At 70.7% G+C, this 13,897-nt stretch carries 15 protein-coding genes; 9 read left to right on the top strand and 6 right to left on the bottom strand.

Going from position 1 to position 13,897, the window contains the following annotated elements; translation table 11 throughout:
* Nucleotides 1-166: 166 nt before the first annotated feature.
* From BLV39_RS01115 to yczE, 5 genes are all read right to left on the bottom strand, one after another.
* On the bottom strand, nucleotides 167-1,261 hold the full coding sequence (locus tag BLV39_RS01115) for an aminotransferase-like domain-containing protein (RefSeq protein ID WP_090786165.1): 1,095 nt from the start codon (nucleotides 1,259-1,261) through the stop codon (nucleotides 167-169).
* 24 nt (nucleotides 1,262-1,285) lie between these two features.
* Nucleotides 1,286-2,263 (bottom strand): hypothetical protein, encoded by a 978-nt coding sequence (locus BLV39_RS01110; protein WP_090786163.1) that lies wholly within the window; start codon nucleotides 2,261-2,263, stop codon nucleotides 1,286-1,288.
* Between the two features lie 24 nt (nucleotides 2,264-2,287).
* The gene (locus BLV39_RS01105; RefSeq protein ID WP_090786161.1) at nucleotides 2,288-2,674 is read right to left on the bottom strand and encodes a CBS domain-containing protein; all 387 of its coding nucleotides are present in this window, start codon (nucleotides 2,672-2,674) and stop codon (nucleotides 2,288-2,290) included.
* A gap of 72 nt (nucleotides 2,675-2,746) precedes the next feature.
* Nucleotides 2,747-3,586, bottom strand: coding sequence for an LLM class flavin-dependent oxidoreductase (locus BLV39_RS01100; RefSeq protein WP_090786159.1), 840 nt, complete (start codon nucleotides 3,584-3,586; stop codon nucleotides 2,747-2,749).
* On the bottom strand, nucleotides 3,583-4,182 hold the full coding sequence (yczE, locus tag BLV39_RS01095) for a membrane protein YczE (protein WP_090786158.1): 600 nt from the start codon (nucleotides 4,180-4,182) through the stop codon (nucleotides 3,583-3,585). Before yczE ends, BLV39_RS01100 begins: the two co-directional genes overlap by 4 nt.
* 59 nt (nucleotides 4,183-4,241) lie before the next feature.
* Between yczE and BLV39_RS01090 the strand changes: the two genes are divergently transcribed.
* The 5 genes from BLV39_RS01090 to BLV39_RS01070 all read left to right on the top strand — a co-directional run bounded on the left by BLV39_RS01090 (nucleotide 4,242) and on the right by BLV39_RS01070 (nucleotide 7,795).
* Nucleotides 4,242-4,757 carry a MarR family winged helix-turn-helix transcriptional regulator gene (locus BLV39_RS01090; RefSeq protein WP_090786156.1) on the top strand — a complete coding sequence of 172 codons (516 nt, stop codon included), beginning with the start codon at nucleotides 4,242-4,244 and terminating at the stop codon, nucleotides 4,755-4,757.
* Between the two features lie 32 nt (nucleotides 4,758-4,789).
* Entirely contained in the window at nucleotides 4,790-5,239 is a 450-nt protein-coding gene (locus BLV39_RS01085) for an NUDIX hydrolase (protein ID WP_239084092.1), read from the top strand.
* A 78-nt stretch (nucleotides 5,240-5,317) separates the two neighbouring features.
* Complete coding sequence (locus tag BLV39_RS01080) at nucleotides 5,318-6,049, top strand: phosphocholine cytidylyltransferase family protein (protein ID WP_090786152.1); 732 nt, start codon at nucleotides 5,318-5,320, stop codon at nucleotides 6,047-6,049.
* A complete protein-coding gene (locus BLV39_RS01075) occupies nucleotides 6,037-7,104 on the top strand; it encodes an iron-containing alcohol dehydrogenase family protein (RefSeq protein ID WP_090786150.1) in 1,068 nt (355 codons plus the stop codon). The genes BLV39_RS01080 and BLV39_RS01075 overlap by 13 nt, the downstream gene beginning before the upstream one ends.
* On the top strand, nucleotides 7,079-7,795 hold the full coding sequence (locus BLV39_RS01070; protein WP_090786148.1) for a CDP-alcohol phosphatidyltransferase family protein: 717 nt from the start codon (nucleotides 7,079-7,081) through the stop codon (nucleotides 7,793-7,795). Before BLV39_RS01075 ends, BLV39_RS01070 begins: the two co-directional genes overlap by 26 nt.
* 100 nt (nucleotides 7,796-7,895) lie before the next feature.
* Here the strand turns inward: BLV39_RS01070 and BLV39_RS01065 are convergent, their stop codons facing one another.
* Entirely contained in the window at nucleotides 7,896-9,065 is a 1,170-nt protein-coding gene (locus BLV39_RS01065) for a glycosyltransferase family 4 protein (protein WP_090786146.1), read from the bottom strand.
* A 26-nt stretch (nucleotides 9,066-9,091) separates the two neighbouring features.
* Here BLV39_RS01065 and BLV39_RS01060 point away from each other — a divergent pair, with 26 nt between their 5' ends.
* From BLV39_RS01060 to BLV39_RS01045, 4 genes are all read left to right on the top strand, one after another.
* Nucleotides 9,092-9,952 carry an Fpg/Nei family DNA glycosylase gene (locus tag BLV39_RS01060; RefSeq protein ID WP_090786144.1) on the top strand — a complete coding sequence of 287 codons (861 nt, stop codon included), beginning with the start codon at nucleotides 9,092-9,094 and terminating at the stop codon, nucleotides 9,950-9,952.
* A 242-nt stretch (nucleotides 9,953-10,194) separates the two neighbouring features.
* Nucleotides 10,195-11,757 (top strand): sugar transferase, encoded by a 1,563-nt coding sequence (locus tag BLV39_RS01055; RefSeq protein ID WP_090790997.1) that lies wholly within the window; start codon nucleotides 10,195-10,197, stop codon nucleotides 11,755-11,757.
* Nucleotides 11,758-11,846: 89 nt separating this feature from the next.
* Complete coding sequence (locus BLV39_RS01050; protein ID WP_090786142.1) at nucleotides 11,847-13,061, top strand: sensor histidine kinase; 1,215 nt, start codon at nucleotides 11,847-11,849, stop codon at nucleotides 13,059-13,061.
* Complete coding sequence (locus tag BLV39_RS01045; protein ID WP_090786140.1) at nucleotides 13,058-13,819, top strand: LytR/AlgR family response regulator transcription factor; 762 nt, start codon at nucleotides 13,058-13,060, stop codon at nucleotides 13,817-13,819. Before BLV39_RS01050 ends, BLV39_RS01045 begins: the two co-directional genes overlap by 4 nt.
* Nucleotides 13,820-13,897: the final 78 nt, after the last annotated feature.

The raw sequence follows: 13,897 nt of genomic DNA, 5'->3' as shown, positions 1-13,897 counted from the left end.
CCCACCCGGCGCCATCGGGGGCGGGGTAGTGCTGAAGGGTCGGTTCTGGCCTACAGACCGACCGGTGGCTCGCATTGTGCACGGTCGACCCAGACCGGGCTGCCCCTCGATACACGAACGGGGCACTCTGTCGGGAACCCGACAGAGTGCCCCTGACAAGCCCTTATTAGCCGCGGATATCGTTGATGGCCGCCGCCAGGCGACGCACGCCCTCGTCGATCTCGTCGACGGTCACGGCCGAGTACGCCAGCCGCAGTGCGTGCTTGCCGCCTTCCAGCAGGAAGTCGCTGCCCTTGACCACGGCCACGCCGCGCGCGGTCGCCGCCGGCAGGAGCTTGTCGACGTCGACATCGTCGGGCAGCTCGACCCAGAGGAAGTAGCCGCCCTCCGGCTCGGTGAACGAGACGCCCGGGATGTGCTCGCGCAGCGCGCCGGCCAGCACCCTCACCCGCTCGGCGAGCGCGGTGCAGACGGTCTCGATGGACCGCTCGATGTCGCCGGAGACGCAGAACTGGTAGACGATCCCCTGCGCGACCATGTTGGGCGAGATGTAGAGGTTGGTGGCCTTCTTGGCGATATCCGCGATCAGCGGCGCCGGCCCGACCAGGTAGCCGACCCGGACACCCGGGCAGACCGTCTTGGTGAAGCTCGACGCGTGCACGACGACGCCCGCGTCGTCCAGCGACAGCATCGACGGCAGCGCGTCGCCGCGGAACCGGATGTCGGCGTACGGGTCGTCCTCGAAGATCGTGAAGCCGTACTCGACGGCGAGCCCGATCAGCGCCTGCCGCTTCTCCAGCGAGAGCGTGACGCCGGCCGGGTTCTGGTAGTTCGGGATGATGTGGGCGAGCTTGGGCCGCACGCCCGACTCCAGCAACTTGCGCAGCTCGTCCACGTCGATGCCGTCGGCGCCGGTGGTCACGGCGTGCACGTCGCCGCCCTGGTTGCGCAGGTTCAGCAGGGTGCGGTCGTACGTCGGCCGCTCCACGACGACCGCGTCACCGGCGCCGACCAGGTGGTCGAAGAGGAACGCGTCGGCCTGGAGCGAGCCGTTGGTCACGAGCACCTGCTCCGGCGCGACGCCGTGCTTGTCGGCGATCCACTTGCGCAGCGGAAGGTAGCCGACGGACGTGCCGTATGCGGTGACACCACCCGGGTCGGCGTCGAAGGCACGGACGGCGGCGGCCTTGAGCCCCTCGATGTCGACGATGTCCAGCGAGGGAGCCCCACGGGCGAAGGAGATGAGCTGCGCAGCGGTCATGACTAAATAGCGTAGGACCGTCCACTACGTGGGCAGCGTGCGGGCGGTGGGGACCACACGGTCGATCCACCACGCCAGCTCTGTCGTGTCGGTGGTCTTCGACCAGCCCAGTTGCACGAAGGCGCCGAGCAGCGCGAGCTCGAGCTGGCGGTCCCACCAGTCGGCGGTATCGACCTTGTGCCGGTGCAGCGCCGCGCGGAATGCCTCGATCGTGGCGTTCTTGGACTCCGGCAGCCGGCCCGCGTTGAGCGCCAGGTAGCCGGCCAGGTCGACGCAGCTACCGGCGATGCCCGCCCAGCCCCAGCCGAGCAGGACGGTGTGCCCGGCGTCGACCGGCCGCGCGTTGCCCAGTCGCCAGTCGCCGTTGACCAGGGTGGTCGGCAGCCCGTCGAAGGCGGCCAGCAGCGGCGCCGGTTCGACGGCGAGGGACAGGGCGAGCTCGTGGGCCTCCGGTTGGTCGGCGGCGAGCGCGGCCCAACCCACCACGAGCGCGTCGGCGCCGTCGCCGGCCTCACGGATGCCCGTCGCCGGTGCGAGCGCGGTGTAGCGGGCACCCGGCGGCGCCAGCCCGACCGGGTCGGTGAAGTGCCAGAACCGCGCGTGCAGGGCGGCCATGTGGTCGAGCACGGCACGGTGGGCGTCCAGATCGAGATCATGGGGTACGGGCGCCCGCTCGTCGCGTACCAACAGATCGGCGATCTCCGTCGCCGGGTCCCAGGCGATGCCCATGATCGTGTGATCGACGCTGCGCGGCAGGCGGTCGAGCAACCCGCCCTGCCACATCCGCACCGTCCAGGGCAGGCTCCCGTCGGCGCCGTCGCCGAGCGCGCGCATCACCCAGTCGAGGGGCCGCCCGATCCGCTCGATCCGGAAGCGCTCGCCGTCGATCAACAGCGGGTCACCGGGCGGGTCGTCCGCGGCATCCGGCTGGCGCACAGGCCTGCCGGCCGCGACCGCCTTGATCATCTCGGTCGTCGAGCCGTGGACCGTGCGCCCCGTCATGCCCCCAGTCTGCCCCCGAACGGGCTAGACGCGCTCGCGGTCGGCCGCCCAGACCCGCATGATGTCGCGGACCGAGACCACCCCGACCACCTCGGTGCCATCGAGCACCACCAGATGTCGGAAGCCGCCGCGGGACATCGCCAGCGCCGCGTCCTCGAGGGTCCAATCAGGACCGGCGTAGACCACGTCCCAGGTGATGTGGCCGCCGACCGTTTCCGTGTCGGGGTCGAGGTTCGCGCCAATGGCGTAGAGCACGTCGCGTTCGGTCATGATGCCGATGCCCTGGGCGTCGGGATCGATGACGACGGCGGACCCGACTCGGCGGGAGGCCATCATGCTGGCGGCCTGCCGGAGCGTGTGTTCGGGACCCACCAACAGAACCTGCTTGGACATGGCATCACGAACCTGCATGACACATCCCCCTTGAAGGCCACCGTACGGACATAGTGGTCCTGCTGGGACAGAACTACAAGACTTGCGCGTTCAGCCAGCCTGTCGTACGACCGGGAGGATTTCGGTCCCGAGCCAGTCGACCCGCTCGTCCCGGTCGGCACCGTCGACACGGAAGTTGAATGCGGTGAAACCCAGCCGCACGTAACCCAGGAGTGTCTCGACCACCTCATCCGCACCACCGGTTGGCACGTCCAGGTGATAGCCGCAGGTGATCTCCTCGATGGAGCGTCCGGCGCCGTCTGCGGCGCGGGCGATCCGGTCGCGCAGCGCCGGGATGGTCTCCGGCGGCGCGTGGCCGAGCGACGGGATCCACCCGTCGGCCAGCCGGCCGGTGACCGCCAGCGCGCGGGGGCCGAAGGTGCCGACCCAGATCGGGATCGGCGAGGCCGGCCGGGGAGCGATGGTCGCCGCGTCGGTCCGATGTATCCGTCCGGCGAACGTGAAGGACGGCTGCGTCCACAGCCCGCGGATCACCTGGATCGCCTCGTCGAGGCCGTCGACCTTGTCCCGGGGCGACGGCACGCCGATCCCGAACGCGCGGAACTCGTCGTCGGAGTAGCCGCCGCCCAGGCCGAGCAGCAGCCGGCCCCCGGAGAGCCGGTCAAGCGTCTCGGCCATCTTGGCCACCATCGCCGGGTTGCGGTAGGGCATGCCCAGCACCCGGGGCAGCACCCGCAGCCGGGAGGTGCTGGCGAGCATCCAGGTCAGCATCGTCCAGTTCTCGTAGCTGGGATCCGTGCCGCACGGGTGATCGGACGCCGAGACGAAGTCGAACCCGGCGGCCTCGGCAGCGCAAGCAGCCGAAACCGGGTCGACCGAAGGCTCGCCGGGGACAGTGGTGGCCGGGACGTCCAGCCCAAAGTGGATCATGCGGGTTCTCCTTCCGCCGCGGTGCGCGGCGCGATGGTCAGCCTCGGCAGGAAGACCCCGACGAGCGGACCGATGGCCAGGGCGTACGCGATGGTGCCGAACCCGACCGAGCCGCCCAGCAGGAAGCCGATCGCCAGCACGGCGAGCTCGATGCCGGTGCGGACCAGCCGGATCGAGTGGCCGCGGGCGGCCAGGCCGGTCATCAGCCCGTCGCGCGGGCCGGGGCCGAGACCGGCGCCGACGTAGAGGCCGGTCGCGACCGCGTTGGCGAGGATGCCGGCGACCAGCAGCGCGATCCGCGGCGCGAGGGCGTCGAGGTCGGGCAGCAGCCACAGCGTGCCGTCGGTGACCAGCCCGACCACGACGACGTTGGCGACCGTGCCGATGCCGGGCCGCTGCCGCAGCGGGATCCACAGCAGCAGCACGACGACGGCGGTGAGGTTGACGACCAGGCCGATGGACAGGCCGATCCGGTCGGCGACGCCCTGGTGGAAGACGTCCCACGGACCGAGGCCAAGGTCAGCCCGCACCATCAGGCCGAGGCTGACCCCGAAGAGCACCAGGCCGGCGAAGAGCCGGAGCAGTCTGCTTGACATGTCAAACAGAGTAGGCGCGCCTTGTTTGACATGTCAAGCAGACTGTCTACGCTGAACACATGACCCGCTGGCTGACCGACGACGAGATGCGGGCGTGGCTCGGCTACCGGCGCCTGCGCACGCTGCTCGACCTCCAGATCACCCGCGACCTGGCCGCCGACTCGGGGCTCTCGGACGCCGACTACGACGTGCTCTCGACCGTCTCCGACGCACCCGACCATCGGATGCGGCTCGGTGAGCTCGCCGCCGAGATCAAATGGTCGGTCAGCCGGCTCTCGCACCACGTGAGCCGGATGGACCAACGCGGCCTGGTCACCCGCGACGACTACGCGAGTGACGGGCGCAGCGCCACCGTGGTACTCACCGACGAGGGCTGGGCCACGATCCAGGCGGCCGCCAAGCTGCACGTCGCGTCCGTCCGGAGGCATTTCATCGACCTGCTCGACCCGACCGACCTGGCCGCGTTGGCCACCATCGCCGGCAAGGTGCTCGCCCATCTGGAGCAGGTGACACCCCCCGACCCGGCACGCCGTGGCACGCCGCGCACCCAGCGCGACGAACCCCCCGCGACCTAGCCGCGGCCAGCCGCGCTGGCTAGATTCGATCCGTGTCCGTCGAACCCATGCGCTGCGCGGCAGGTGTGATCGTCGACGACGACGGGCGGGTGTTCATCCAGCGCCGGTCACCGACCCGCAAGCTCTTCCCGGACACCTGGGACATCGTGGGCGGCCACCTCGAGCCGGGCGAGAGCGTCGAGGAGGCGCTCTATCGCGAGGTCACCGAGGAGACCGGCTGGCACGTCTCGATCGTCCTCGGCACCATCGCCGAGCTTCGCTACCGAGGCAACGACGGGTTCGAGCGGCTGGAGACCGACTTCCTGATCCGGGTCGATGGCGACCTCGCCCGGCCCCGCCTCGAGGCGGGCAAGCACACCGCCTTCCGGTGGATCACCCGCGACGAGCTCGACGTGTTCGACGACCAGCAGGACATGGACGGCGGTCTACTCCGCCGAGTCGTCGAGGGCGGTTTCGACCTTTTGCGCCAGATCGGCTTGTAGCCGCCGGCACCGCTATCCTCCCTGTCGGGAAGAGTTTTCTTCCCGTACATCTGCTGCATGTGTGGAGGAAGCTCCAGGATGATCGGTCTCGTGCTCGCAGCCGGCGCTGGCCGGCGTCTGCGCCCCTATACCGACACGCTGCCCAAGGCCCTCGTGCCGGTCGACGGCGAGACCACCATCCTCGACATCGCGCTGCGCAACCTCGCCGCCGTCGGGCTCACCGACATCGCCGTCGTGGTCGGCTACGCGGCCGAGACAGTCGAGAAGCGCCGGCCGGACCTGGAGTCACGGTACGGCGTCACGCTGAACCTGGTGCACAACGACAAGGCCGAGGAGTGGAACAACGCCTACTCCTTGTGGCTGGCCCGTGACCAGTTCGCGGGCGGGGCGCTGCTCGTCAACGGCGACACCGTGCACCCGGTCTCGGTCGAGCAGACGCTGCTCGACAACCGCGGTCCCGGCGTGCTGCTCGCCGTCGACAACGTGAAGAAGCTCGCCGACGAGGAGATGAAGACCACCTTCGACGCCGACGGCCAGCTCACCCGGATCACCAAGCTGATGGACCCGGCCGAGGCGTTCGGCGAGTACATCGGCGCGACGCTGATCGAGGCGTCGGCCGCCGCCGGCCTCGCGGAGGCGCTGGAAGCGACCTGGAAACGGGACCCGAACCTCTACTACGAGGACGGCTACCAGGAGTACGCGCAGCGCGGCGGGCAGGTCCGGGCGGCGACCATCGGCGACATCCCCTGGGTCGAGGTCGACAACCACGCCGACCTGGCCCGGGCGCGGGAGATCGCATGCCACTACTAGCCCGCACCGTCACCACGCCGCTGGCCATCGAGGTGCGCCGCGGCGCCCTCGCCGAGCTCGGCACCCTGCTGCACGACCGGCGGATCTCCGGCGGCGGCGACGTCGCGGTCGTGGTCGGTCCCGGCCAGGGCGAGCGGATCGCCGAGCTCGTGCGCCCGTCGCTGGGCAACGCGGACATGTTCCACATCTGTGGCGGCACGGTCGACTCGGCCATGGACCTGAGCCAGGGGCTGCGCCAGCGCAACTACGACGCCGTGGTCGGCATCGGCGGCGGCAAGACCATCGACACCACCAAGTACGCCGCGACCCGACTGGGCATCCCGATGGTCACGGTGGCCACCAGCCTGGCCAACGACGGCATCTGCTCGCCGGTCGCCTCGCTCGACCTCGACGGTCGCCGCGGCTCCTACGGCGTCCAGATCCCGCTCGCGATCGTGGTCGACCTCGACTTCGTCGAGAACGGGCCCGACCGGCAGACCCAGGCCGGCATCGGCGACGCGCTGTCCAACCTGAGCGCCGTCGCCGACTGGGAGCTGGCCCACCGCGAGCGCGGCGAGTCGATCGACGGCCTGGCCGTCGCACTGTCCCGCAGCGGCGCCGAGGCGCTGGTCAACCACCCGGGCAAGATCGGCGACGACGCGTTCCTGACCACGCTGGCCGAGGCGTTGATCATGGGCGGCATCTCCATGGCGGTCGCGGAGTCGTCGCGGCCGGCCAGCGGTGGCTGCCACGAGATCTCGCACGCGATCGACCACCTGTTCCCCGGCACCGGCTCGCACGGCGAGCAGGTCGGCCTGGGTGCGCTGTTCTGCACGTACCTGCGCGGCGACCAGGAGCGGTTCGCCCAGCTCGGGGCCTGCCTGCGTCGTCACGGGCTGCCGGTCGCGCCGGGCGACCTGGGCCTGACCGATCAGCAGTTCGGGCTGGCGATCGCGCACGCGCCGACGACCCGGCCGGACCGCTACACGATCCTCGAGCACCTGGCGATGTCGCCGGCCGAGATCGAAACCCGGGTGGAGGGGTACGCCGATGCGCTCCGCGACCTTGTCGGCTGAGCCCACGCCGCCCGGCGCCGCCGAGTTCTACCGCGTCAACCGGGGCGGCGGGCTGTTCAGCGAGAGCCTGAGCCAGCGCGTCGGTGCGGTGTTCGCCGCGGTCGCCTACCGGCTGGGCGTCCCACCGACGATCCTGACCGCCGGCAACCTGGTGGTCGGCCTGGCCACCTCGGCGGCGGTCGTCGCGCTGGCGTCGACCGACGTGCCGACCTGGATCGCCGGGTTGGTCGCGCTGGTCGGCTGGCAGCTCGCCTACGCCCTGGACTGTGCGGACGGCCAACTCGCCCGGGTGGCGGGGCAGACCAGCCCGGCCGGCGCCCGGGTCGACGTGCTGTGCGACATCGCGGTGCAGATCTCGCTCGTCACCGCGCTGTCCGCGGTGGCCGTCGACCAGCGCCCGTCGACCGCCTCGTGGGTGGTCGCGCTGTTCGCCGGCACGTGGATGGTCAACCTGGTGACCTCGGTGATGCAGGCCGGCCCCAACAGCGGCAGCATGGTCACCTCGACCTCCCTGCCGGTGCGGCTGGTCAAGCTGGTCCGCGACTACGGCGCGGTCATCTTCGTGGCCGGCCTGGTGCTGCTCCTGGTTCCACAATGGACCATCTGGCTGCTGGCCGCGTTCACGGTCATCAACGGCGGCTTCCTGTTGGCGAGCATCGCCTTCACCGGCCGCACCGCCCTACGAAGCTAAGCAAGGGCCCCTTGTTATCGCTTTCCGCATAGGAAGGGCCCCTTGTTAACGCCAGCCACGTCGGCCGCGTTAACAAGGGGCCCTTCCTATGCGAAATTCGTTAAGAAGGGCCCCTTGCTTTCACGAGGTTCGCGTACGTGTCGAGCAGGTGCTTCGTGACGACGTCCGGGTGGAACGTGCGCTCGTAGCGCAGCCGCGCCAGCGGGGCCTTCGCCGCCGCCTCGGCCGCCGCGACCGGGAAGGCCGCGGAAAGCGCGTCGACCTCGGCCGGCACGACCCAGCCCGCGTCGCCCACCTCGTAGGGCACCCCGCCCAGCGCCGTGCCGAGCACCGGCCTCCCGGCGGCCAGCGCCTCGAGCACCACGGTCGGCAGCACGTCGTGCCAGGTCGGCGTGGCCAGCACCACCGCGGTCGCCGAGAGCGCCGCGTCGATCGCCGGACGGTCGAGCCGGCCCAGGAACTCGACATCGCCGCGCTGGGCCGCCACCGACTCGACCAGCGGGCGCAGATCGCCGTCGCCGGCCACCCGCAGCGGCCCGTACGCGCCGTCCGGGTGCCGCTGCCAGGCGTCGAGCAGCAGCCGGACGCCCTTCTCCTCGGAGAGCCGGCCGGAGAAGAACAGGAAGCCGGTGCCGAGTGGCGCGGGCGGGCCCGGGTCAGCGACCGCGTTCGGCTTGACCGTGATCCGCTCCGGCGCGATCCCGTACCCGATCAGATGATCTTTGATCGCGTCGGTCAGCGCGAGGTAGCCGTCGACCGAGCGCCAGGTCGGCCGGTGCACGGTCAACGCCGTGGCCATCAGCGCGCTCTGCGCCGTCGAACCCCGGTAGCAGCGGTGCTTCACCGCCGGCAGCGGCAGCGTGCGACCCCGGCAGTCGTGGCAGATCCCACCGTCACGGAAGTAGAGCCCGGACGCGCAGACCTGCCGGTAGTTGTGCACGGTCTGGATCACCGGCAGGCCGAACCGGTGGGCGGTCCGCACGATCCAGGGCGAGATCAGCGGGTACGGATTGTGCAGGTGCAGCACGTCCGGCCGATGCGCCCGGATCAGCTCCGCGAGCTCCCGTTGCGCCTTCGGCGCGTAGATCGGCGAGACCGGCAGCAGCGCCTTGGCGGCCGGCGACATGGTCGCGATCTCGTCGGAGCTGCGCAGGAACGGCAGCACCTCGACGCCCGCCGCGGCGAGCTGGTCGATCTCCAGATCGACGATCGTGTTCTCGCCCGAGGGCTGGGCCTCGCGATATCGGTTGTGCGCGACGACGACCTTCATGGTGGCGTCAGGCTACCGTTGTCGACGTGCCCGAACTGCCCGAGGTGGAAGCACTCGCCGCATACCTGCGTGACCGTGCCGTGGGTCACCGTGTGCAGCGGCTCGAGGTGGCTTCCTTCAGCGCACTGAAGACCTACGATCCCGCACCCTCCGCGGTCGCCGACAAAGAGATCGTCGACGCCGGCCGCCACGGCAAATTCCTGGACGTGACCTTCGAAGGTGGCGTGCACCTGGTCGTGCACCTGTCCCGCGCCGGTTGGCTGCACTACCGCGACGCGTTCCCGAGCGCCACGCCACTCAAGCCCGGCAAGGGCCCGATCGCGGTGCGCGTACGCCTCGACGACGGGTCCGGTTTCGACCTCACCGAGGCCGGCACGCAGAAACGCCTCGCCGCCTACCTGGTGACCGATCCGGCCCTGGTGCCCGGCATCGCCAAGCTCGGCCCCGACGCGTTCACGGCCGACGAGGCGACCTTCGCGGCCGCCGTGCGCCGCAGACGCGGCCAGCTCAAGGGTGTGCTCAAGGACCAGTCGGTGCTGGCCGGCATCGGCAACGCGTACTCCGACGAGATCCTGCACGCGGCCAAGCTCTCGCCGTTCGCGATGAGCGACCGCGTCACGGACGCACAAATGGCCACCCTGTACGAAGCCACGCGGACGGTGCTCAACGACGCGGTCGGGCGTTCCGTGGGACAGAAGGCCGCGGAGCTCAAGGGCGAGAAGCGATCCGGCATGAAGGTGCACGCCCGCACGGGGCTGCCCTGCCCGGTCTGCGGCGACACCGTGCGCGAGGTCTCGTTCGCGGACTCGAGCCTGCAGTACTGCCCGACCTGCCAGACCGGCGGCAAGCCCCTGGCGGATCGACGGCTGTCCAGGTTGGTGCGCTGAGTGAGCGGCCGGAAGCCCTGCGTACGAACCTTTTTCGACGCACAACTGTCTTCTTCCGAAGCGCTCGTCTATCGGTATAGTGACCCGGTCCCGCGCCGACGGCGCGGGGACGACCCCTCCGACGGGTGCGGGCGTAATGTCTGCCTTCTGTCCACGGTTCACAACCGTTGACATGGGAGACTGATGCGGTGGGCGACCCGAGCCCGTACGGCGAGTGGGCGGCACGCGTTACCCGGGAGGACGTGCGTGAGGTGACGACAAGCCTCGAGCGCCCGGTAACCAGCAACGGCCGCGGTGGCGTCGTGCGCCACGTCGACAGCTTCGAGATCCAGGTGCCTTCGCCGCCGCCCCCCAACGGCGTGCCGCGTTCCGCCTGGGCCCGAGCCCGCCGCCGCGTCTCCCGCTGGCACCGCCCCTTCATCCTGATCCTGCTCGTGCTCGACTTCGCCGCGGCCGTGCTCGCGAGCTACTTCGCGGTCACCGAGTTCGAGACCGCCCGCGCCGGCTTCCAGGACCGCCCGACGCTGTTCAACCTGATCGCCTACGTCTTCCTGCCGTGCGGCTGGCTGTTCACGCTCTGGGCCAACGGCGCCTACGACCGGCGCTACCTCGGGCTCGGCACCGACGAGTTCAAGCGCGTGACGCGCGCGTCGCTCGTGGTCGCCGCCAGCGTGTCGTTCCTCGTCTTCGCCACGAAGACCGATTTGTCCCGCATGACGGTCGGCGGCGTCCTGTTGGGCGCTTTGCTGCTGATCTGGTTCACCCGCTACCTCGCCCGCCAGGTGCTGCACCTGGTCCGCCGCCGCGCCGGCATCGCCGGGCACCGGATGATCCTGATCGGCACGCTGCCCGAAGCGCTCGAGGTCTACACGGCGGTCACTCGCAACCCGTCCGCCGGCCTGGTGCCGGTCGGCATCCACATCACCGACGGGTACGCCGCCGCACGCGGCATGGAGACCCCGGTGCCCGTCTACGCCGGCCGCGACGTGCTCGGCCTGGTCCGCGAGCTCGGCGCCGACACCATCGCGGTCTGCGGCTCGGCCAGCGCGGAGCCCGGCGAGTTGCGCCGGCTCGCCTGGCAGCTCGAGGGCAGCGGCGTCGACCTCGTCGTGGCACCGCAGCTCACCGACATCGCCGGCCCCCGGGTGCACATCCGCCCCATCGAGGGCCTGCCGCTGCTGCACGTCGAAGAGCCGACGCTGTCCGGCCCGGCGCTGCTGGCCAAGAACATCCTGGACCGGGTGGCCGCCGCCGTCGGGCTGATCGTGCTGCTTCCGGTGCTCGCGGGCATCGCCATCGGCATCAAGATCTCCGACAAGGGTCCGGTCTTCTTCCGCCAGCCGCGGGTCGGCCACGAGGGCCGCACCTTCCGGGTGTGGAAGTTCCGCACCATGTACATCGACGCCGAGGACCGCCTCGCCGCCCTGGTCGACCAGAACGAGACCGACGGCATGCTCTTCAAGATCCGTCAGGACCCGCGGGTCTTCCCGTTCGGCCGGTTCCTGCGGGCGAGCTCGGTCGACGAACTGCCCCAGTTGATCAACGTGCTCAAGGGCGAGATGTCGCTGGTCGGCCCCCGCCCGTTGCCCGCCGACGACGGCGACTTCCTCGGCGACGTCCGGCGCCGGCTGCTGGTCCGCCCGGGCATCACCGGCCTGTGGCAGGTCTCGGGCCGCTCCGACCTCTCCTGGGACGAGGCGGTCCGCCTGGACCTCTACTACGTCGACAACTGGTCGCTGGCATATGACCTCAGCATCCTCTGGCGCACCATCGGCGTAGTCCTAGCCCGCAAGGGCGCCTACTAAACAAGATCAAGCTCTGGTCCCGGACTCGCCCGGGTAACCCACCCGGACAGGGGTTCCGTAATCGGAGACGCCGGGCGAAGATTCCGCGCATGAGTGCGGACCTGTCGACGGCACTGGCCGTGTTGGCGCTCATCAGTGCGCTCGCGGCCGCGGTTTACGCCGTCGTGCGGTTGCGGGCTCGGCGGGGGATCGCGACCGCGACACAGCGGGCGACGTACGAAGTGCTGCACACCGCCGGGCTCGCCGCGGAGCCGCTGCGTTCCGGGCTGACCGCGGCGACCGCGGCGAAGGCGGCCCGCCATCTGCGGGTGCTGGTCGGTGCGCCCGGGCTGGCGTTGGCTGACGACAACGGGGTGCTCGCCCTGGACGGGCGCGGTGGGCACCACTCCCACCAGTTGGAGGCCGCCGCCAAGAAGGCGCTCGCCTCCGGGCGGTCGACCGTGCTCCGGCAGGCCGAGCTGCCGTGCGACCGGGTCGACTGTGAGATCCGCGGCGCGGTCGTCGCACCGATCCGCGGCGCGACGCCGGTCGCGCTGGTCGCCGTCGCGGACGACCAGCCGGCGCCCGGGCTCGTGCAGGCCACTCTGGAGACGGCCCGCTGGGCCGCCGCGCAACTTGCCCTGGCCGAGCTCGACTCGTCCCGTGAGCGGTTGGCCCGCGCCGAGGTGCGCGCGCTGCGCGCGCAGATCAGCCCGCACTTCATCTACAACGCGCTCACCGCGATCGCCTCGTTCGTCCGCACCGACCCGGAGCGCGCCCGCGAGCTGATCCTCGAGTTCGCCGAGTTCACCCGCTACTCGTTCCGGGCGCACGGCGAGTTCACCACGCTCGCCGAGGAGCTGCGCTCGATCGACCGCTACCTGACCATCGAGCGCGCCAGGTTCGGCGAGCGGCTCCAGGTGCGCCTCCAGATCGCGCCCGAGGTGCTGCCGGTCAGCCTGCCCTTCCTGTGTCTACAGCCGTTGGTGGAGAACGCGGTGCGACATGGCCTGTCGCGCAAGCCGGGCCTGGGTATGGTGAGCATCCAGGCCCGTGACGCTGGCGCCGAGTGCCACATCACCGTCGAAGACGACGGCGTCGGCATGGATCCGGCGGCGCTCGTCGCCGGAGTGGCCGAGGCGGGCATGGCCGGTGTCGACGACGCCGGCGCCCACGTGGGCCTGTCCAATGTGGATGAGCGATTGCGTTCGGTGTTCGGCGACAAGTTCGGTCTGGTCGTCGAGACAGGAATCGGGGCGGGAACCAGGGTGAGCATTCGAGTGCCGAAGTTCCACCCCGGCGTACACGCGGGCGGTGCGTCGTGAATGATCGCGGTTTTCTGCGTGTGCTCGCGGTCGACGACGAGCCGCCGGCCCTCGACGAGCTCGCTTATCTTCTGCGCGCGGACCCCCGGGTGGCCCGGCTGCACACCGCGGCCGACGCGACCGAGGCGCTGCGGGTGCTCCGTGACACCGACGTCGACGTGGTCTTCCTCGACATCCGGATGCCCGGCCTCGACGGCATGGAACTGGCCCGCGTGCTGCGCCGGTTCGCCCGGCCACCGGCGATCGTCTTCGTCACCGCGTACGACGACGGCGCCGTCGACGCCTTCGACCTCGGCGTGGCCGACTACGTCCGCAAACCCGTACAGGTAGAGCGGTTGAGCGAATCGATCCGCCGCGTGGTCAGCGCCCGGGTCGTGGCCAGCCATCCGGCCGCGTTGGCCCGCGCCGAAGAGGACCCGACGATCCCGGTCGAGCTCGCCGGCACCACCCGGATGCTGCCGCGCTCGGCGGTCCGCTGGGTGGAGGCGCAGGGCGACTACGCCCGCTTGCACACCGCCGACGGCTCGCACCTGGTGCGGGTTCCGTTGGCCACGCTCGCCGACCGCTGGGCCGACGCCGGCTTCGTGCGCATCCATCGGTCGTATCTGGTGCAGCTACGGCTGATCGCCGAGCTTCGGTTGGCCAACTCCGGTTACGTGGTGGTCGTCGACGACGCCGAGTTGCCGGTCTCCCGGCGCCACACCCGCGAGCTGAAAGACAAGCTCGTCCGCGCGGCCAAACAGGACTGGAGCCGCTAGATCCTTTCAGTCGAACGGCCGACGACACGAAAGCGAAGAGCCTCTATCCTTCGTACGCCCGCGCCTTAGCGCCGGCGA

The sequence above is a fragment of the Asanoa ishikariensis genome (genome assembly GCF_900107455.1).
Lineage (GTDB): Bacteria > Actinomycetota > Actinomycetes > Mycobacteriales > Micromonosporaceae > Asanoa > Asanoa ishikariensis.
Note: the sequence above shows the minus strand (reverse complement) of the source record. Positions and strands in the feature narration are given on the sequence as shown.